This is a genomic window from Streptomyces sp. NPDC030838 (assembly GCF_055572035.1).
Genome location: NZ_JBVIED010000008.1, coordinates 333,920 through 353,367 on the forward strand (window position 1 = coordinate 333,920; position 19,448 = coordinate 353,367).

Genomic DNA, 19,448 nt, shown 5'->3' on the forward strand with positions numbered 1-19,448 from the left:
ACGATCCGGCCCGGCGTGCAATGATGTCCGCGCCAACTGCATACCGGCCGTTTGAATCCGCGCGGGAGAGTCCCCGGCAGCCGTGTCGCCGGGGCGCCGAAGGAGCAAGTCCCTCCCTTGAATCTCTCAGGCCCCGTTACCGCGCGGGCGAGGCACATCTGAAAAGCGGGCCGCCCCCTTCCTCCGGAAGAGGCGTGGCTCCACCCAAGGTGCAAGCCGTGATCGTCCCTGTGGCGGTCGTGGCGAACCTCTCAGGTTCCGATGACAGATGGGGAGGACCTTTCCTCGCCCGTCATGCGTTCATGCCCTGGGAGACGACCGACCGATGAGCAGTACCGAATCCTCAGAGAAGCGCCGCACCGCGCTCGATGCCCTGCATCGGTCGCTGGGCGCGACGATGACCGACTTCGCCGGCTGGGACATGCCGCTGCGCTACGGCTCCGAGCGCGACGAGCACAACGCCGTGCGCACCAGGGCCGGGCTCTTCGATCTCTCCCACATGGGCGAGATCACCGTGACCGGGCCCCAGGCCGCCGCCCTCCTCAACTATGCCCTGGTCGGCAACATCGCCTCCGTCGGCGTGGGGCGGGCCCGCTACACCATGATCTGCCAGGAGGACGGCGGCATCCTCGACGACCTGATCGTCTACCGCCTGGCCGAGACCGAGTACATGGTCGTCGCCAACGCCTCCAACGCCCAGATCGTGCTCGACGCGCTCACCGAGCGCGCCGCCGGCTTCGACGCCGAGGTGCGCGACGACCGGGACGCCTACGCCCTCATCGCCGTCCAGGGCCCGGCGTCCCCGGAGATCGTCAAGAGCCTCACCGACGCCGACCTCGACGGCCTCAAGTACTACGCCGGGCTGCCCGGCACCGTCGCCGGCGTCCCCGCGCTGATCGCCCGCACGGGCTACACCGGCGAGGACGGCTTCGAGCTGTTCGTGAAGCCGGAGCACGCCGTGGAGCTGTGGCAGGCGCTGACCAAGGCGGGCGAGGGCGCGGGCCTGGTCCCGTGCGGTCTGTCCTGCCGGGACACCCTGCGCCTGGAGGCGGGCATGCCGCTGTACGGGCACGAGCTGAGCACGTCCCTCACTCCCTTCGACGCCGGGCTCGGCCGAGTGGTCAAGTTCGACAAGGAGGGTGACTTCGTCGGCCGCGAGGCGCTCGCCGAGGCCGCCGCGCGCGCCGAGCAGAACCCGCCGCGCGTGCTGGTCGGGCTGATCGCCGAGGGCCGCCGCGTCCCGCGCGCCGGGTACGCCGTGGTCGCCGGCGGCGAGGTGATCGGCGAGGTCACCTCCGGGGCGCCCTCCCCGACGCTGGGCAAGCCGATCGCCATGGCCTACGTCGACGCCGCGCACGCCGCACCGGGCACCCCCGGTGTCGGCGTGGACATCAGGGGCAGTCACGAGCCGTACGAGGTCGTCGCGCTCCCCTTCTACAAGCGCCAGAAGTAGCCACCGAGCGCAGTTCCGACGTGACGCCGCGCACATCTGTGCTGCTCACGCACGGTTCCGGCAGTCCCCCATTCATCACCACTCCCCCGCGTACAGGAGAATTCAGGCCATGAGCAACCCCCAGCAGCTGCGCTACAGCAAGGAGCACGAGTGGCTGTCGGCCGCCGAGGACGGCGTCGCGACGGTCGGCATCACGGAGCACGCGGCCAACGCGCTCGGCGATGTCGTCTTCGTGCAGCTCCCCGAGGTCGGTGACACGGTGTCCGCGGGCGAGACCTGCGGCGAACTGGAGTCGACCAAGTCGGTCAGCGACCTGTACTCCCCGGTGACCGGCGAGGTCACCGAGGTCAACGAGGACGTCGTCAACGACCCGTCGCTGGTGAACTCCGCCCCCTTCGAGGGCGGCTGGCTGTTCAAGGTACGCGTCGCGGAGGAGCCGGCCGACCTGCTCTCCGCCGACGAGTACACCGAGTTTTCCGCCGGCTGAGGAGTCGTAGACGTATGTCCGTCCTGAACACGCCCCTGCACGAGCTCGACCCGGACGTCGCCGCCGCGGTCGACGCCGAGCTGCAGCGCCAGCAGTCCACCCTGGAGATGATCGCCTCCGAGAACTTCGCCCCGCTGGCGGTCATGGAGGCCCAGGGCTCGGTCCTCACCAACAAGTACGCCGAGGGCTACCCCGGCCGCCGCTACTACGGCGGCTGCGAGCACGTCGACGTCGCCGAGCAGATCGCCATCGACCGGGTCAAGGAGCTGTTCGGCGCCGAGTACGCCAACGTGCAGCCGCACTCGGGCGCCTCCGCCAACCAGGCGGCGCTCTTCGCCCTGGCCCAGCCCGGCGACACCATCCTGGGCCTGGACCTGGCGCACGGCGGCCACCTCACCCACGGGATGCGGCTGAACTTCTCCGGCAAGCAGTTCGACGTGGTCGCGTACCACGTGGACGAGTCCGGCCTGGTCGACATGGCCGAGGTCGAGCGGCTCGCCAAGGAGCACCGCCCGAAGGTGATCATCGCGGGCTGGTCGGCGTACCCGCGGCAGCTGGACTTCGCCGAGTTCCGCCGGATCGCCGACGAGGTCGAGGCGTACCTGTGGGTCGACATGGCGCACTTCGCGGGCCTCGTCGCGGCCGGTCTCCACCCGAACCCGGTGGAGTACGCGGACGTCGTGACGTCCACCACGCACAAGACGCTCGGCGGCCCGCGCGGCGGCATCATCCTGGCGAAGAAGGACTTCGCGAAGAAGCTGAACTCCTCCGTCTTCCCGGGCTTCCAGGGCGGCCCCCTGGAGCACGTGATCGCGGCCAAGGCGGTCTCCTTCAAGGTCGCCGCCTCGGAGGACTTCAAGGAGCGCCAGCGCCGTACAGTGGAAGGCGCGCAGATCCTCGCCGAGCGGCTGACCGCCCCGGACGCCCGCGAGGCCGGGATCAACGTCCTGACCGGCGGCACCGACGTCCACCTCATCCTGGTCGACCTGCGCGACTCGGAGCTGGACGGCCAGCAGGCCGAGGACCGTCTCCACGAGGTCGGCATCACCGTCAACCGCAACGCGGTCCCGAACGACCCGCGTCCGCCGATGGTGACGTCCGGCCTGCGGATCGGCACCCCCGCCCTCGCCACCCGCGGCTTCACGGCCGAGGACTTCCGTGAGGTCGCGGACGTGATCGCACAGGCGCTGAAGCCGTCCTACGACGTCGAGGCGCTCAAGTCCAGGGTCACCGCCCTGGCGGACAAGCACCCGCTCTACCCGAGCGTCGGCAAGTAAGCACCACCCCGTGCGGGGCACCCCACCGGGTGCCCCGCCACCACCCGCATTGAGGAGTCTGACGTGGCCATCTCGGTCTTCGACCTGTTCTCGATCGGCATCGGCCCCTCCAGCTCCCACACGGTCGGCCCGATGCGCGCTGCGCGCATGTTCGCCCGCCGGCTGCGCAACGAGGGCCTGCTGGACTCGGTCGCCTCCGTCCGCACCGAGCTGTACGGCTCGCTGGGCGCCACCGGCCACGGCCACGGCACCCCCAAGGCGGTGCTGCTCGGCCTGGAGGGCGACTCGCCGCGCACGGTCGACGTGGAGACGGCGGACGAGCGGGTGGAGACGATCAAGTCGGATCGCCGCCTGAAGCTCCTGGGTGAGCACGAGATCGCCTTCGACTTCGACGCGGACCTGGTCCTGCACCGCCGCAAGACGCTGCCGTACCACGCCAACGGCATGACCATCTGGGCGTACGACGCGGCCGGCACCGAGCTGCTGAGCAAGACGTACTACTCGGTGGGCGGCGGCTTCGTCGTCGACGAGGACGCGGTCGGCGCGGACCGGATCAAGCTCGACGACACGGTCCTGAAGTACCCCTTCCGCACGGGCGACGAGTTGCTGCGCCTCACGAAGGAGACCGGCCTGTCGATCTCCGCCCTGATGCTGGAGAACGAGCGGGCCTGGCGGACCGAGGAGGAGATCCGCGCGGGCCTGCTGGAGATCTGGCGGGTCATGCGGGAGTGCGTGGAGCGCGGCATGTCCCGCGAGGGCATCCTGCCGGGCGGGCTGCGGGTGAAGCGCCGGGCCGCGACCACCGCGCGCAAGCTGCGCTCCGAGGGCGACCCGCAGGCCCTCGCGATGGAGTGGATCACCCTCTACGCGATGGCGGTGAACGAGGAGAACGCGGCCGGCGGACGCGTGGTAACCGCCCCGACGAACGGCGCGGCCGGCATCATCCCGGCGGTCCTGCACTACTACATCAACTTCGTGCCCGGCGCCGACGAGGACGGCGTGGTCCGCTTCCTGCTCGCCGCGGGCGCGATCGGCATGCTCTTCAAGGAGAACGCCTCGATCTCCGGCGCCGAGGTCGGCTGCCAGGGCGAGGTCGGCTCCGCCTGCTCCATGGCGGCCGGCGCGCTCGCCGAGGTCCTCGGCGGCTCCCCGGAGCAGGTGGAGAACGCCGCCGAGATCGGCATGGAGCACAACCTCGGCCTCACCTGCGACCCGGTCGGCGGCCTCGTCCAGATCCCGTGCATCGAGCGCAACGGCATGGCCGCGGTGAAGGCGGTCACGGCGGCGCGGATGGCGATGCGCGGCGACGGCTCCCACAAGGTGTCCCTGGACAAGGTCATCAAGACGATGAAGGACACCGGCGCGGACATGTCGGTGAAGTACAAGGAGACCGCGCGGGGCGGGCTGGCGGTCAACATCATCGAGTGCTGACCGCACACGCCGCTGGACGTCTCCGGGTCAGCCGCGGAACTCCGGCTTGCGTTCCGGTGACGCCTCCGTCAGTGCCTTGCGTACCTGCTCGGCTCCGGCCCGCAGTCCGTACACCGGGGTGTCGGGCTGCTGGCGCCAGGACTCGTCGAGGCCACCCGCGTCGACCGTGTCGAAGCCGAGCTCGTCGATGAGGGCCCGCACCTTCCGCTTGGCCGCCTCGTCGTCGCCGGCGACCGGGAGGGCCATCCGGTCCGGGTCACCGGCCGGGCGCGGGCGGTCGAGGATGTCCTGGGCGTAAGTGCCGTTGAACGCCTTGATCACGGGGTGCCCGATGCGGCGCTCGGTCCAGCGGCTCTCGGTGATGCCCTCGTCCTCGATCTCCGCGATCCGCCCGTCCCGCTGCCGCGGGTAGTAGTTGCCGGTGTCGATGACGGCGACCCCGTCGGCCGCCTCGTCGAGGAGGCCGGCCGGCAGATCCGGCACCGCCTTCACCGGGATCGTGACGACGACGATCTCGGCGCCGCGCGCCGCCTCCTCCACCCGCACGGGCGTCGCCCCCGTCTCCTCGGCGAGCGCGGTGAGGGTGTGCGGTCCACGGGAATTGGCGACGGAGACGTCATGGCCGAGGGCGGTGAGCCGCCGGGTGAGATTGCCGCCGATGTTGCCCGCGCCGATGATGCCGATCTTCATGGCCGGCCCTTCCGGAGTCGATGTTCCTGCCGTGCGGTGTGACGGGGATCAACGGCGGAGCCGGGCGGGCTATTCCACCGAGCCTGGTGAGCCGGTGCCCAGCCACTCATTTCCCGGCCCGTGAGGTCAGCAGCGCCAGCGTCTGCTCCAGCTCCCGCCGCAGCACCTCCGCCGCCGCCTCCGCGTCCCCCTCCTCGATCGCCCGGACGAGTGCCGCGTGGGTGTCGTCGCCCCGGTGTCCGGGTCCTGCTCGCGCAGCCCGGTCAGGGCGAGCAGGTCGATCAGGCCGTCCCGCAGGGCGGGGCTGAACTCGGCGAACAGGGAGCCGAGGAGCGGGTTGTGCGCGGCGGCGACCACCGCCGTGTGGAGCGCGATGTCGGCGTCGACGAAGGCCGGGTCGTCGGCGGTGGCGGCGGTGCGGCGGCCCTCCAGGGCAGCCCGCAGCGCCGCCACGTCCTCGTCGGTGCGGCGGTGCGCGGCCAGCCGGGCGGCGTGCACCTCGACGGCCATACGGACGTCGTAGACATCGGTCACCGCGGCGCGGCGCAGCCGGGTGGGCCAGTCCTCGACGGGTTCGGTGGCGATGACGAAGACGCCGGCGCCCTGCCGGGGCCGTACCAGCCGCGCGCTCGCCGGGCGTGCACCGCTTCGTCTGCACGCTGGAGGCCGGCGACCGCACGGGCGACTACGAGGGCACGGGCACCGGACCGCTGACCGCTTTCGTCGACGCGCTGGCCGGCGCCGGGTTCACGGTCCGCGTCCTGGACTTCTCCGAGGACGGCCCGGCCGCCTACGCCGAGTGCGAGGTGAACGGCACCACGGCCTGGGGCGCCGGAGACGGCCCAGCGGCCCCCGTCCGGGCCGTGCTGTCCGCGGTGAACCGGGGGGTCCGGTGACGGAGGTCCTGCGCGCCGCCGACGTGCACGTCGTGCGGGAAGGGCGGCCGATCCTCCAGGAGGTGTCTCTCACCGTCCGGACCGGCGAGCACTGGGCGCTGCTCGGCGCGAACGGCGCGGGGAAGTCGACGCTGCTCGGCCTGCTCGGCGCCCGCGTCCACCCGACCCGGGGCACGGTGGAGGTGCTGGGCCGCCGGCTGGGCCGCGTGGACCTGCGGGAGCTCGGCACGTACGTCGGTCATGTCGACCCCCGCCATCCGCTGACCGAGCCGCTGCGCGTGCGCGACGTCGTCCTCACCGGTGTGACCAACTCGGTGGCGCCGCTGCCGCGGTGGCGTCCGACGGCCGCGCAGGAGGAGCGCGCCGACCGGCTCATCCGGACGCTGGGGCTGGCGGACCGTCGCGACGCCCGCCGGCCCACCCTCTCGCAGGGGCAGCGCGGCCGGACGCTGATCGCCCGGGCGCTGATGCCCGAGCCCCGGCTGCTGCTCCTCGACGAACCCGCCACCGGGCTGGACCTGCCGGGCCGGGAGCGGCTGATCGGCGCCCTGGAGGAACTGCGCCGGGAGCATCCCCTCCTGGCGACGGTCCTTGGTCACCCACCACCTGGAGGAGCTGCCGCCCGGCACCAGCCACGCCCTGCTGCTGCGCGAGGGCCGGGCGCTGGCCGCCGGCCCGGTGGCGGAGGTGCTGACCGGTGACGCGGTCGGCACGTGCTTCGGCCTGCCGCTGGACCTGGACCGGCACGGCGGCCGGTGGAGCGTGCGGGTCCGGCGCCGGGCATGACGAAGGGGCGCGCGCATCCCTGGCCGGGGATGCGGGCGCCCCCGCGGCACGCGTCACTTGTTCAGGTGGGCCCAGAACTCGTCGAACGACAGCAGCTTGTCGCCGTTGAGGTCGCGGCTGGCGATGATCGCCTCGGCGACCGCCTCCGTGACGTTCCAGTCGCCGCCCTGGGCCAGGGCGGTCCTGAACTCGGCAGCGGTGATCTGGCCGTCCCCGTCCGTGTCGATCCGCTCGAACTGCTTGCGTGCTTCCTCGATGTCGGCCACCGATCCGCCCCTCTTCGTCATACTTCGCTGCGTGGTGCTGTCGCACTGACGCAGGTCAGATTAACTGCCCGCCCGAGCGCGCAGTGCGGCGACCACCCAGGCGAACTCCTCCCGGTGCGGCGGCATGGGCGTGCCCTTCAGCACGCCGAGCAGTTCCCGGTAGCGGGCCAGCCGGTCGTTGGACGCCGACTCCATGCGGGCGAGGACGGCCGCCCGGTCCGCGTCGCCGAGCAGTTCGCGCAGCACCTCGTCGGCCGCCGGTGACTCCGGGGCGATCCCCCGCTCCCGGGCCGCCCCGGCCAGCTGCACCAGGCGGCGGGCGAACCACAGGGACGCCCCGGCGGGGGTCTCCTGCCCCCGGTCGGCCGCGTTGAACTCGGCGACCGCCCGCATCTCGGCCCGGAACGCCGGGTCCTGGAGCATCTCGGCCAGCTCCACCCAGGCGTCCACCTGCTCGGGTGTCGGGTCGTCCGGCAGGTCGGCGGCGGTGTTCCGCATCCGCTCCAGAACCACCGGGTCCGCGGTGTCCAGACCCTGGAACATCTCGTCCACGAACTCCTCGACGATCCGCCTCCGCTCGGCGGCCGACAGCCGCGCCAGCTTGTTCATGAGTGTCGTCTCCTCTGCGGTCGAGCCGCGTCGCGCCACGGTCGACAGCACCGCGCGGGTCACCCTCAGGGACCGGATCTGCGCGTCCAGCGCCGCCACATGGGCCGCCGCGACCTCCGCGACCGTCCGCTCCCCGGCCAGCACCCGGCGTACGTCGCCCAGTCCGAGGCCCAGTTCACGCAGGGTGCGGATCAGCTCCAGGCGGGCGGCGGACTCGGCGTCGTAGAGCCGGTAGCCGCCCGCGGAACGGGTGACCGGGGTCAGGACGCCCTCGTCGGACCAGTAGCGGATGGTGCGCACGGTCAGTCCGGTGGCCCGGGCCAGCTCGCCGATGGTGAAAAGTCCGGTGCCGTCGTCGATCATGTCTGCGAGTGTGGGCCTTCCAGTGGGTGGAGACTCAAGGAGCGCGCGGTGGGGCAGACCCTGCGGGACATTCTCGACGCGGCGGCGCGAGGCGTCTTCCCTCCGGCGGACGGCGGGACGACCGTGGTGCCGCAGCATGGCGACCGGGACGCGGGGGTGATGTCGTTCACCGCGCACTCGGTGGTCTTCACGGACGAGGACCCGGGCTGGGTGTACGACACGCTGGGCGCCCTGGACTGCGATCCGCTCGCCGCGACGATGAACCCGAGGTTCCTGGCGGCCTTCCTGGAGCGCACCGGGCGGACGACCGAGACCATCGACGCGCTCCTGGTCGGCACCCCGCTGCCGGGCGAGCCGCCGCTCGCGCTACGGGAGGTCGACTCGGAGCATCCCCGTATCGCCTACGCCCGCAGGCGCCGCGACGACGTGCGCGCCTGGGCGGCCGAGGGCGCGGTCCTGGTGAGCGGACGCGGGGTCGCCGGGCGGCTGGAGGTGTCCGTGGAGGTGGACGAGGGGGTACGGCACCGGGGGCTGGGGCGGGCTCTGGCGACGGCGGCCCGTCACCTGGCCGACGAGCCGGTGTGGGCGCAGATCGCGCCGGGGAACGCCCGCAGCGTACGGGCGTTCCAGGCTGCCGGTTATCGGCAGGTGGGTGCGGAGGCGCTGCTGCGCCGGGTGCGGTGACAGCACCGGTCGCGCCGGCCCGGCCGGCGTCGGCTCAGCGGTCCGCCACCCGCATCTCGAACCAGGTCGTCTTGCCGCGCGGCAGGAGGTCGACGCCCCAGCGGTCGGAGAGCTTGTCGACGAGGAAGAGGCCCCGGCCGCTGACGTCCAGTTCCTGGACCGGCATCAGACAGGGCAGGCCACGGGACGGGTCGCGGACCTCGATGCGGATACGGCCGCGCAGGCGGCGCATGCGGAGGCCGAAGACCCGGGCGCCGGTGTGGCGTACGGCATTGCCGACGAGTTCGGAGACGAGTAAGACGGCGTCCTCGGCCATCTTCGGGGTCAGTCCCCACTGGCGCAGGACCACCACCTGGGCGAGCCGACGGGCCGTCGCCGCGGACTCGGGACGGGACGAGAGCGAGACTTCGCGCTCTGCCGGGTTGCCGTACAACTCCAGTGCCTTGAGCGCCTGTTCGTCCTCGACCGCCGGCGACCAGCGCGCCGCGGTCGCACGGCCGCGTCCCCGCGGCTGTTCGATGCCCTCCAGCCCCGCCATGCCCCCATCATGGCCGCCCGGCGCGCCCTCCGGGGCCGTTCCGGGGGAATACGCCCCCCGCACGCCTTCACTCCGCGCGGTCCGATCGGCATATGCCGGGGGCAGAGCGGATCCGAACACAACCTTGCTGACCTGCAAAGACGGCTCGATCGACGGCAAAGGACGGGCTCCCTCGACAAGACAGGCTTAAGGTCGCCTTAAGGCTTCCATAAACCGCCCCTTCGAGGGACCCAGATCAGACTTCGCGTCAATTACACGTCCACCAGGCCGTGTTCACCGTCCCAGCGCTCAGCGGAACTTCGCCTTGCCCGGGCCCTCCTCCACGAAGCTGCGCATCCCGATCGCGCGGTCCTCCGTGGCGAACAGGCCCGCGAACCAGTTGCGCTCCACGGCCAGGCCCGTCTCGATGTCGGTCTCCAGACCCGTGTCGATCGACTCCTTCGCCGCGCGCAGCGCGATCGCCGGACCCTGCGCCAGCTTCGCCGCCCACGCGTGTGCCGCCTCGTACACCTCGTCGGCCGGCACGACCCGGTCCACCAGGCCGAGCGCCAGCGCCTCGTCGGCCTTCACCTGACGGCCGGTGAAGATGAGGTCCTTGGCCTTGGAGGGGCCGATCAGCCGGGCCAGCCGCTGGGTGCCGCCCGCGCCCGGGATCAGGCCGAGCAGGATCTCCGGCTGGCCCAGCTTGGCGTTCTCCCCGGCGATCCGGTAGTCCGCGCACAGCGCCAGCTCGCAGCCGCCGCCCAGCGCGTACCCGGTCACCGCGGCCACCACCGGCTTGGGGATGCGGGCCACCGCCGTGAAGGAGTCCTGGAGGGCGCGGGCGCGCAGGACCATCGCGGTGTGGTCCATCTCCTGCATCTCCTTGATGTCCGCGCCGGCCGCGAACACCTTCTCGCCGCCGTAGATCACCACGGCGCGCACGTCCTCGCGGCGCGTGGCCTCCTCGGCGAGCTCCTTGAGCCGGTCCTGGGTGGCCACGTCCAGCGCGTTCATCGGCGGGCGGTTCAGGCGCAGGGTGCCGACGCCGTCCGCGACTTCGAGTTCCACGGTCATGCAGGCAGGTTAACGCGCATTAACGACTACGGGCCCGGTGCGGTAGCTCACACCGGGCCCGCCCACGATCAGCGCCTCACGCCTTCCACTTCTCCCACGACATGTTCCAGCCGTTCAGGCCGTTGTCCGGGTCGATGATCCGGTCGTTGGAGTTCTTCACGACCACCACGTCACCGATCATCGAGTGGTTGAAGAACCAGGCGGCCGGCGCGTCCTTGTCCCAGCCGCCGCGCACGTCGCGCAGGCCCACGCAGCCGTGGCTGGCGTTGTAGTTGCCGAAGGCGTCGCCACCCCAGTAGTTGCCGTGGATGAAGGTGCCGGAGGTGCTCAGCCGCATGGCGTGCGGGACGTCCTTGATGTCGTACTCGCCGCCGTAGCCGACCGTCTCGCCGTTCATCCGGGTGACCGTCAGCTTCTCGCTGATGACCATCTGGCCGTTCCAGGTGTCGTAGCCGGGCTTGCCGGTGGTGACCGGGATGGTCTTGATGAGCTTGCCGTCCCGCATGACCTTCATGGTCTTGGTCTTCACGTCGACGACGGAGACCTGGTCCCGGCCGATGGTGAAGGAGACGGTCTTGGCCTGCTCGCCGTAGACGCCGGGGCGGCCCTCGACGCCGTCGAGGTTGAGCTCGACGGTGACCTTGGTGCCGGCCTTCCAGTACTTCTCCGGGCGGAAGTCGAGGCGGTCGTTGCCGAACCAGTGGCCCTCGACGTCGACGGCCGGCTCGGTCTTGATCTCGATGGCCTTCTCGACGTCGTCGGGGTTGGTGATGCCCCGGGTGAAGCGGAGCGAGAACGGCATTCCGACGCCGACCGTGGAGCCGTCCTCGGGGGTGAACTGGCCGATGAACGTGTTCTGCGGCGTCAGCGTGGTGAAGCGGGAGTCCTCGGCGGCGGTGCGCCCCTCGGAGTCCTTGGCGACCGCGTGCACCGTGTACGTGGTGGCGGCGGCCAGATGGGTGGACGGCGTCCAGGTGGCGCCGTCCCCGGATATCGCGCCGTCGACCTTCTCGCCCTTGGCGTCCTTGACGACGACCTCGGTGAGCTTGCCCTTGGCGGCGGTCACCTTCAGGGCGCCGCTGGTGTCGACGGACTTCGCGCCGTCCTTCGGGGCTATGGAGACGACCGCCTCCGACTGCCCGCTCACGGCACCGGCCGAGGCCTTGGGCTTGTCCTTGCCGTCACCCGAGCCGGACGACCCGGAGTCCGAGCCCCCACCGCACGCGGTCACCGTCAGCAGCAGCGCCCCGAGCGCCAGCGCCAGCGGCCCCCTGCCGCGTCCGCGCCCCCCGCGCGCGTCAACCGACGCCCCCGATATCGGCCGCACGTTCAAGTTGTCTCCCCTCAACGGGTCCGGGACCGGACCCTCACCGGGCCCCGTCGGGCCCGCTCCCCTGCGCGTCCCGCGCGCTCGGCGCATATTAACCACAAGGTCAGCGCGCCGAGCGCCCGGGAATTGTCACCGTTCGGTCCCAACCGTTCCCCCCTGTCCGGTCACTTCACCGCACTGCCCGCTTTCCACCGCTTCCAACTCATGTTCCACCCTCCAAGCCCGTTGTCGGGAGCGACCTTTTTGTCATTGCTGCCGACGACCTCGACGACGTCCCCGATGAGCGTGCGGTCGAAGAACCAGCCGGCCGGGGTGTCGGCGGCCCCGCCCTGCACATCGCGCAGGCCGATACAGCCGTGGCTGACGTTGGCGTTGCCGAAGACGTCGGGCGTTGCCCAGTAGTTGCCGTGCAGGAAGGTGCCGGAGTCGGTGAGCCGCAGGGCGTGCGGGACGTCCGGGATGTCGTACTCGCCCTTGCCGTTCTTCTTCGTGAAGCCGACCGTGGCGCCGTTCATCCGGGTCACCTCGTACATCTCGGTGACCACCATCTTGCCGTTGTAGGTGGTGGTCTTGGGTGCGCCCGCGGTGATGGGCACGGTGCCGACCAGCTCGCCGTCACGCCGGACCTCCATGGTGTGCTCGGCGGCGTCGACCAGCGAGACCTGGCTGCGGCCCACGGTGAACGTGAACGTCTTGTGCTGGAGGCCGTAGACGCCGGGCGCTCCCTCGACGTCCCTCAGCCGCAGGTCGACGGTGACCTCGGTGCCGGGTCTCCAGTACTTCCGCGGGCGGAAGTCCAGACGGTTCTTGCCGAACCAATGGGGGCGGATCTCGACGGCCGGCTCCGCGGTGACGCGGACGGCGCGTTCGACGGCCGCGCGGTTCTCGATCTCCCGGTTGAACTTCAGCGAGACGATCATCCCGGTGCCGACCGTGGCGCGGTTCTCCGGGGAGACGTATCCGATGAAACGCTCCTCCGGAACATAGGTGGTGAAGGTGGTGTGCCGGGCCGAGCGGCGGCCGTGGGCGTCCAGGGCGACCGCGTCGACCGAGTACTCGGCGGCGAGCGCGAGGGTGTCGTCGTGCGGCTCCCAGCGCAGGCCGTCCGCGGAGATCCGGCCCGGCACCGGGGTCTGCTGCGCGTCCTGGGACTTCACCACCTTCACGGACTCCAGCCGCCCCTCCGGCACCCGGACCGAGAGGTCGGTGCCGGGCCGGACGTTCTTGCTTCCGTCGTCCGGGACGACCCGGATGACATCCTCGGGGGCCGGGTGCTTGCCCAGCCCTCCGAAGTCGATTCCGCCGATGCCGTCCTCGGTGCAGCCGACGGCTCCGGCCAGCAGTCCTGCCCATGTCACTACGGCGGCCAGTGCGGCCCTCGCGCGCCGCGCGCGCCCTTGTACGTGCCTCACAAACGTGTCCAACGACGGCGCCCGCCCTGGGGAAACGTGAGTGCGACCCAAGCTCTGGGCAGAACAGTGGGGAGGACGACGCGACGGGGAGCCGGGCCGGGACGCCGTAGGCCTTGTTGTGCACGTCGTCCCATGAGCCGTGGGAGGCGTACTGGTGTCCAGCGCTGCCGAGCAGGAGACGCGTGTCGGGGAAGGGCGCCCTGCCTCCGTCGTGAACGGCGCCGCGCGCGAGGCGCCGGCGGTGCCCGTGTGGCCGGGGGCGCCGATGCCGCTGGGCGCGCGGTTCCGGGTCGGGCCGGACGGGGTGGCGGGCACCAACTTCGCGCTGTGGGCGGGCGGGGCGGAGGCCGTCGAGCTGTGCCTGTTCGACGACGGGAGCGACGAGGGCGGCGGGGGCGGTGAGCGGCGGGTACGGCTGACCGAGCTGACGCACGAGATCTGGCACGGCTTCGTGCCGGGCGTGCTGCCGGGTCAGCGGTACGGCTACCGGGTGCACGGCCGCTGGGACCCGTGGACCGGCGGGCGCTGGAACCCGGCGAAGCTGCTGCTCGACCCGTACGCGCGCGCGGTGGACGGCGAGTTCTCGCTGCCGCCGGAGGTGTACGGGCACGTCCGGGACTGGCCGCAGCAGCAGGTCGCGGACACCGTGCGCGACGACCGGGACTCGGCGCCGTTCGTCCCCAAGGGCGTCGTCGTCCACGATGACGACGACTGGGCCGACGACCGCCGCCCGAAGACGCCGTGGGCGGACTCGGTGATCTACGAGCTGCACGTGAAGGGCTTCACCAAGCTGCACCCGGGGATCCCGGAGGAGTTGCGGGGCACGTACGCCGGGCTCGCCCACCCGGCGGCGATCGAACACCTGACCAAGCTCGGCGTCACCGCCGTCGAACTGCTGCCCGTCCACCAGTTCGCCCACGAGGACCACCTGCTGAAGCGCGGCCTGAAGAACTACTGGGGCTACAACTCCATAGGCTACTTCGCCCCGCACGCCGCCTACGCCGCCTCCGGCACCCGCGGCCAGCAGGTCGGCGAGTTCAAGCGGATGGTGCGCGCCCTGCACGCGGCCGGGATCGAGGTCATCCTCGACGTGGTCTACAACCACACCGCGGAGGCGGGCGAACTGGGCCCGACGCTGTCCCTGAAGGGCATCGACAACCGGGGCTACTACCGCTTGCAGTCCGACGCCCGCCGGTATGCCGACTACACCGGCTGCGGCAACACCCTGCACGTCGTCCAGCCGCACGTACTGCGCCTGATCACCGACTCGCTGCGCTACTGGGTGACCGAGATGGGCGTGGACGGCTTCCGCTTCGACCTCGCCGCCGCGCTGGCCCGCTCCATGCACGACGTCGACATGCTCTCCCCGTTCCTCGCGGTCATCGCCCAGGACCCGGTGCTGCGCCGGGTCAAGCTCATCGCCGAGCCGTGGGACGTCGGCTCCGGGGGCTATCAGGTGGGCGCGTTCCCGCCGCTGTGGACGGAGTGGAACGACCGGTACCGCAACGCCGTACGCGACTTCTGGCGGCACGCGCTGCCCGACGTACGGGAGATGGGGTACCGGCTGTCGGGCTCCAGTGACCTGTACGCCTGGGGCGGGCGCAGGCCGTACGCGTCCGTCAACTTCATCACCGCGCACGACGGATTCACGCTCCGGGACCTGGTGTCGTACGAGCGCAAGCACAACGAGGCCAACGGCGAGGGCAACCGGGACGGCTCCGACGACAACAGGTCCTGGAACTGCGGCGCGGAGGGCGAGACCGACGACGAACGGGTGCGGGCGCTGCGCCGCCGCCAGCTGCGCAACCTGCTCACCACCCTGCTGCTGTCGACGGGCGTGCCGATGCTGGTCGCGGGCGACGAGCTGGGCCGCACCCAGGGCGGCAACAACAACGCCTACTGCCAGGACAACGAGATCAGCTGGGTCGACTGGGGGCTGCTGGAAGAGCCCGGCTGGCGGGCCTTGTCCGACCTGACCTCGCGGCTGATAGCGCTGCGGCACCGGCATCCCGTGCTGCGCCGCCGGGCGTTCTTCTCGGGGCGGGCGCACTCGGCGGACGGGCTGCGGGACCTGGCGTGGTTCACCGCGCGGGGCACCGAGATGACCCAGCGGGACTGGTACGCGCCGGCCGCCACGCTTGGCATGTACCTCTCCGGGCGGGACATCCCCGGCCGCGACGAGCGGGGCGCGCCGATCCTCGACGACAGCTTCCTCGCCGTACTGCACGCCGGGGAGCGGCCGGTGAGCTTCGTGCTGCCGGGGCCGCCGTGGGCGGAGCGCTACGAGGTGGTCGTCGACACGTCGGAGGAGGAGCAGGCCGCGGCGCCGGGAACGGAGCACGCCGCGGGGACCGAGATCACGGTGCCGGCGCGGTCGGTGCTGCTGCTGAAGGTGGTCGGCTGAGAGCGCCTGAACGAGCCCTGGCACGACGGAAACTCGGTGGGCGTTGTCCGTCGCTGTCCGTAATCTCGACGTGATGCCGACGACACGTGCCACCGCCGAAGAAGACAGTCCCGACCAAGCCTCCGGCCAACCCGCCGATCACCCCGCCGGCCGTTCCGCCGTACGCACTCTGCTGCGCCTGTGGCCGTATGTCCGGCCCGTGCGGGCGCGGTTGTCCGCCGCCGCGTTCGTCGCGATCGTCGCCTCGTGCGTCGGCCTGGTCATTCCGCTGATCCTGAAGTGGCTGGTGGACGGGCCGATCGCCGAGCGCGACCCGGCCGGCGTGTGGCTGGGCGCGCTCTACCTGCTGCTGCTCGGTCTCGCCGAGGCGCTGCTGTTCGGGCTGCGGCGGTGGCTGGTGGCCCGGCCGCTGGCCGGCGTCGAGGCGGCGATGCGGGCGGATCTGTACCGGCATCTCCAGCGGCTGCCGGTGGCGTTCCACGACCGCTGGGCCTCGGGACAGCTGCTGTCCCGGGGTACCGGCGATCTGATGCTGCTGCGCATGTTCCTGGCGTTCCCGCTGACCTTCCTGCTGGTCAACGGGGTGACGATCCTCGTCGGCGTGATCATCATGCTGGTCCAGGACTGGACGCTGGGGCTGGTGATCCTCGGTCCGGCCGTGCCGGTGGTGGTCGTCTGCGTCGTCTTCGAGAAGCGGTACGCCCTTGCCGCGCGGCGGGCGCAGGACCAGGTCGGCGATCTGACGACGGTCGTCGAGGAGAGCGTGCTCGGCATCCGGATCATCAAGGGGTTCGGCCGCCACCGCAGCCAGGCGCGGGCGTTCCGGGAGCTGTCGCGGACACTGCGCGGGACGGAGCTGCACAAGGCGCGGCTGCTGGCCACGATCTGGGCCGCGATGATGGCGCTGCCCGAGGTGGCGATCGGGGCGGCGCTGGTGCTGGGCACGGTGCGGGTCGCCGACGGGGACCTGTCGGCGGGCACGTTGGTCGCCTTCCTCTCGACGGCGCTCGCCCTGCGCTGGCCGGTGGACTCCATCGGCTTCCTCCTCGCCCTCAGCCAGGAGGCCGCGACGGCCACGGAGCGCTACTTCGAGGTGATGGACGCGGAGCCGGAGTCGACCGGCACGAGCGGCGGACCGGCCGACGGCGACGAGCGAGGCCTGCGCTTTCACGGCGTCACCTTCCGTTACCCGGACGCACCCCCCGGCTCCTCTCCCGTCCTCGACCGGGTCGAGCTGCACATCCGCCCCGGGGAGTCGATGGCGCTGGTGGGCGCGACCGGGAGTGGGAAGACGACGCTGACGGCACTGGTGCCCCGGCTGTACGAGGTGACGGAGGGTCGGATCACGCTGGACGGGGTGGACATCACGGCGATGTCCCGCGAGGAGCTGCGCGCCCGGGTCGCCGTCGCGTTCGAGGATCCCACCCTGTTCTCGGCCACCGTCGGCGAGAACGTCCGGATGGGCGCGGACGGCGACGCGGCCCCCGCGGAGGTGGAACACGCGCTGGCGGTGGCGCAGGCGGACTTCGTGCACTCCCTGCCGCAGGGCGTCGACACCCAGGTCGGCGAGCAGGGCCTGAGCCTGTCCGGCGGGCAGCGGCAGCGGCTGGCGCTGGCCCGGGCGGTGGTGGGGCGGCCGGACTTCCTGGTGCTGGACGATCCGCTGTCCGCGCTGGACGTGCACACGGAGGCGGCGGTGGAGGCCGCGCTGCGCCGGGTGCTCGCAGACACCACGGCGCTGATCGTGGCGCACCGCCCGTCCACGGTGCTGCTCGCCGACCGGGTCGCCCTGCTCTCCGGCGGCCGGATCTCCGCCGTCGGCACCCATCACGAACTGCTGCGCTCCAACGCCGAGTACGCCCACCTGATGTCAGGGGAACAGGAGGACGGCCGATGACGGCCACCACCACCGCACCGGCCAAGGACGAACCCGACGGACCCGACGACCGCGCCCCCGCCGGCGACCCCTTCGACCAGGACGCCCTGCCCACCCCGCCCGGCGCCACCGCCGCCCTGCTGCGCTCCCTGCTCGCCCCGATGCGGGCGCGGGTCGCGCTCACCACGCTGTTGCTGCTGCTCCAGCAGGCGGCGGTGCAGGCGGGCCCGCTGCTGGTGGCGTACGCCATCGACCACGCCGTGCCCGCGCTGCGCGAGGACGACCACGGCCCGCTGATCGCGGTGGCCGCCGGCTATCTGCTGTGCGCGCTGGCGGCCGGAGCGCTGCAGTACGGGTTCATCCGGGGCTCCGCGCGGGTCAGCCAGGACGTGCTGCTGGACCTGCGCGGCCGGATCTTCCGGCACGCGCAGGCGCTGAGCATCGACTTCCACGAGCGCTACACCTCGGGGCGGCTGATCTCCCGCTCGACGAGTGATGTGGAGTCGCTGCGCGAGCTGCTGGAGGACGGTCTCCAGGAGCTGGTGATGGTGATCCTGTCCTGTGTGTACACCGCGGTGCTGCTGCTCTGGCTGGACCTGGGGCTGGGCGGGATGGCGGTGGCGTCGTTCGTGCCGCTGGTCTGGCTGGTGCGGTCGTACCGGCGCCGGGTGCAGAAGGTGTACCTGCGGCGGTCCAGTGCGATCGCCGCGGTGATCGTGAAGTTCGTGGAGACGATGAACGGCATCCGGCCGGTGCGCGCCTTCCGCCGGGAGGCCGCGAACGACGCCGAGTTCCGGGTCCTGAACCGGCGGCACGAACGCACCAACGGCGACGCGCTGCTGGAGATGGCCCGCTATGTCGTCGGCTCGCGGATCGTGGGGAACACGGCGGTCGCGCTGATCGTGCTGTGGGGCGCCTGGCGGGTGGCGGACGGCACGCTGGCGCTGGGTGTGCTGGCGGCGGCGGTGCTGTATCTGCGGCGGATGTACGACCCGATCGACCGGTTCGGCATGTTCCTCAACTCGTACCAGTCGGCGGCGGCCTCCCTGGAGAAGATCGCCGGTCTGCTGGCCCAGACGCCGACCGTGCCGGAGCCGTCGGCGCCGCTGCCGCTGCCGCCGCTGAAGGACGCGGACCACCCCGGCCGCGAGGTCGTCTTCGACGGGGTCCGGTTCGCCTACCGCACCGGCGGCGAGGTGCTGCCCCGCTTCGACCTCGCCCTGCCGGCCGGGCAGACCGTCGCGGTGGTCGGCTCCACCGGGGCGGGCAAGTCCACGCTGGCCAAGCTGCTCGCCCGGTTCTACGACCCGACCGACGGCCGGGTGCTGCTGGACGGGGTGGATCTGCGCGAGCTGTCCACGGCCGAGCTGCGGCGGGGCGTGGTGATGGTGACGCAGGAGGCGTTCCTGTTCTCCGGCACGGTCGCCGAGAACATCGCCATCGGCCGCCCGGACGCGGGCCGCGAGGAGATCGAGCGGGCGGCGAAGGCGATCGGCGCGCACGACTTCATCAGCGCGCTGCCCGACGGCTACCACACGGACGTCCGCAAGCGGGGCGGCCGTATCTCCGCGGGTCAGCGGCAACTGGTGGCGTTCGCACGGGCGTTGCTCGCCGATCCGGGGGTGCTGATCCTCGACGAGGCGACCAGTTCGCTGGACATCCCCGGGGAGCGGGCGGTGCAGCGGGCGATGGCGACGGTGCTGAAGGGGCGTACGGCGGTGGTGATCGCGCACCGGCTGTCCACCGTGGAGATCGCGGACCGGGTGCTGGTGATGGAGCACGGCCGGATCGTCGAGGACGGCAGCCCGGCCCAACTCGTCGCGAGGACCGGCCGGTTCGCGGATCTGCACCGCGCGTGGCGGGACAGTCTCGCATGAGGGGCCGGCGCCC

General features: G+C 71.9%; 15 protein-coding genes, 3 pseudogenes and 2 riboswitches. Of the genes and pseudogenes, 10 read left to right on the forward strand and 8 right to left on the reverse strand.

All coding sequences use genetic code 11. From position 1 onward, the window contains the following. The first annotated feature begins 52 nt into the window (after positions 1 to 52). Positions 53 to 152, forward strand: a riboswitch (glycine riboswitch). 1 nt (position 153) lies between these two features. After that, positions 154 to 278, forward strand: a riboswitch (glycine riboswitch). A 47-nt stretch (positions 279 to 325) separates the two neighbouring features. The 4 genes from gcvT (at position 326) to ACZ42A_RS22600 (ending at position 4,648) form a co-directional block, all read left to right on the forward strand. Further along, complete coding sequence (gene gcvT, locus ACZ42A_RS22585; RefSeq protein WP_468529037.1) at positions 326 to 1,453, forward strand: glycine cleavage system aminomethyltransferase GcvT; 1,128 nt, start codon at positions 326 to 328, stop codon at positions 1,451 to 1,453. Between the two features lie 109 nt (positions 1,454 to 1,562). Continuing rightward, positions 1,563 to 1,940: a glycine cleavage system protein GcvH gene (gcvH, locus tag ACZ42A_RS22590; protein WP_468529038.1), complete on the forward strand. Its 378-nt coding sequence runs from the start codon at positions 1,563 to 1,565 to the stop codon at positions 1,938 to 1,940. A 14-nt stretch (positions 1,941 to 1,954) separates the two neighbouring features. Next, positions 1,955 to 3,217, forward strand: coding sequence for a serine hydroxymethyltransferase (gene glyA, locus ACZ42A_RS22595; RefSeq protein ID WP_468529039.1), 1,263 nt, complete (start codon positions 1,955 to 1,957; stop codon positions 3,215 to 3,217). Positions 3,218 to 3,280: 63 nt separating this feature from the next. Continuing rightward, positions 3,281 to 4,648: an L-serine ammonia-lyase gene (locus tag ACZ42A_RS22600; protein ID WP_468529040.1), complete on the forward strand. Its 1,368-nt coding sequence runs from the start codon at positions 3,281 to 3,283 to the stop codon at positions 4,646 to 4,648. A gap of 27 nt (positions 4,649 to 4,675) precedes the next feature. Here the strand turns inward: ACZ42A_RS22600 and ACZ42A_RS22605 are convergent, their stop codons facing one another. Both ACZ42A_RS22605 and ACZ42A_RS22610 read right to left on the reverse strand, forming a co-directional pair. Next, positions 4,676 to 5,338, reverse strand: coding sequence for an NADPH-dependent F420 reductase (locus ACZ42A_RS22605; RefSeq protein WP_468529041.1), 663 nt, complete (start codon positions 5,336 to 5,338; stop codon positions 4,676 to 4,678). A 106-nt stretch (positions 5,339 to 5,444) separates the two neighbouring features. Further along, positions 5,445 to 5,971, reverse strand: a pseudogene (locus tag ACZ42A_RS22610) (FadR/GntR family transcriptional regulator); the annotation flags it as partial. Between the two features lie 2 nt (positions 5,972 to 5,973). On the opposite strand from ACZ42A_RS22610, the pseudogene ACZ42A_RS22615 reads away from it, so the two are divergent. Both ACZ42A_RS22615 and ACZ42A_RS22620 read left to right on the forward strand, forming a co-directional pair. Then, positions 5,974 to 6,234: pseudogene (locus ACZ42A_RS22615) on the forward strand (2-isopropylmalate synthase); the annotation flags it as partial. Further along, positions 6,231 to 7,020, forward strand: a pseudogene (locus ACZ42A_RS22620) (ABC transporter ATP-binding protein). The pseudogenes ACZ42A_RS22615 and ACZ42A_RS22620, both read left to right, overlap by 4 nt. A 53-nt stretch (positions 7,021 to 7,073) precedes the next feature. Here the strand turns inward: ACZ42A_RS22620 and ACZ42A_RS22625 are convergent. Next, the gene (locus tag ACZ42A_RS22625) at positions 7,074 to 7,286 is read right to left on the reverse strand and encodes an EF-hand domain-containing protein (RefSeq protein WP_468529072.1); all 213 of its coding nucleotides are present in this window, start codon (positions 7,284 to 7,286) and stop codon (positions 7,074 to 7,076) included. Positions 7,287 to 7,346: 60 nt separating this feature from the next. Further along, on the reverse strand, positions 7,347 to 8,258 hold the full coding sequence (locus tag ACZ42A_RS22630) for a MerR family transcriptional regulator (protein WP_468529042.1): 912 nt from the start codon (positions 8,256 to 8,258) through the stop codon (positions 7,347 to 7,349). 48 nt (positions 8,259 to 8,306) lie between these two features. Between ACZ42A_RS22630 and ACZ42A_RS22635 the strand changes: the two genes are divergently transcribed. After that, positions 8,307 to 8,942: a GNAT family N-acetyltransferase gene (locus ACZ42A_RS22635; RefSeq protein ID WP_468529043.1), complete on the forward strand. Its 636-nt coding sequence runs from the start codon at positions 8,307 to 8,309 to the stop codon at positions 8,940 to 8,942. A 34-nt stretch (positions 8,943 to 8,976) separates the two neighbouring features. Here the strand turns inward: ACZ42A_RS22635 and ACZ42A_RS22640 are convergent, their stop codons facing one another. From ACZ42A_RS22640 to ACZ42A_RS22655, 4 genes are all read right to left on the reverse strand, one after another. Further along, a complete protein-coding gene (locus ACZ42A_RS22640; protein ID WP_468529044.1) occupies positions 8,977 to 9,480 on the reverse strand; it encodes an ATP-binding protein in 504 nt (167 codons plus the stop codon). Between the two features lie 288 nt (positions 9,481 to 9,768). Continuing rightward, a complete protein-coding gene (locus ACZ42A_RS22645) occupies positions 9,769 to 10,536 on the reverse strand; it encodes an enoyl-CoA hydratase/isomerase family protein (protein ID WP_468529045.1) in 768 nt (255 codons plus the stop codon). Between the two features lie 76 nt (positions 10,537 to 10,612). Further along, positions 10,613 to 11,869 (reverse strand): L,D-transpeptidase, encoded by a 1,257-nt coding sequence (locus ACZ42A_RS22650; RefSeq protein ID WP_468529046.1) that lies wholly within the window; start codon positions 11,867 to 11,869, stop codon positions 10,613 to 10,615. Between the two features lie 161 nt (positions 11,870 to 12,030). Further along, on the reverse strand, positions 12,031 to 13,278 hold the full coding sequence (locus ACZ42A_RS22655; RefSeq protein WP_468529047.1) for a L,D-transpeptidase: 1,248 nt from the start codon (positions 13,276 to 13,278) through the stop codon (positions 12,031 to 12,033). Between the two features lie 154 nt (positions 13,279 to 13,432). Between ACZ42A_RS22655 and glgX the strand changes: the two genes are divergently transcribed. From glgX to ACZ42A_RS22670, 3 genes are all read left to right on the forward strand, one after another. Further along, positions 13,433 to 15,682: a glycogen debranching protein GlgX gene (glgX, locus tag ACZ42A_RS22660; protein ID WP_468529048.1), complete on the forward strand. Its 2,250-nt coding sequence runs from the start codon at positions 13,433 to 13,435 to the stop codon at positions 15,680 to 15,682. 73 nt (positions 15,683 to 15,755) lie between these two features. Continuing rightward, complete coding sequence (locus tag ACZ42A_RS22665) at positions 15,756 to 17,579, forward strand: ABC transporter ATP-binding protein (protein WP_468529049.1); 1,824 nt, start codon at positions 15,756 to 15,758, stop codon at positions 17,577 to 17,579. Beyond that, complete coding sequence (locus ACZ42A_RS22670) at positions 17,576 to 19,435, forward strand: ABC transporter ATP-binding protein (RefSeq protein ID WP_468529050.1); 1,860 nt, start codon at positions 17,576 to 17,578, stop codon at positions 19,433 to 19,435. The genes ACZ42A_RS22665 and ACZ42A_RS22670 overlap by 4 nt, the downstream gene beginning before the upstream one ends. Positions 19,436 to 19,448: the final 13 nt, after the last annotated feature.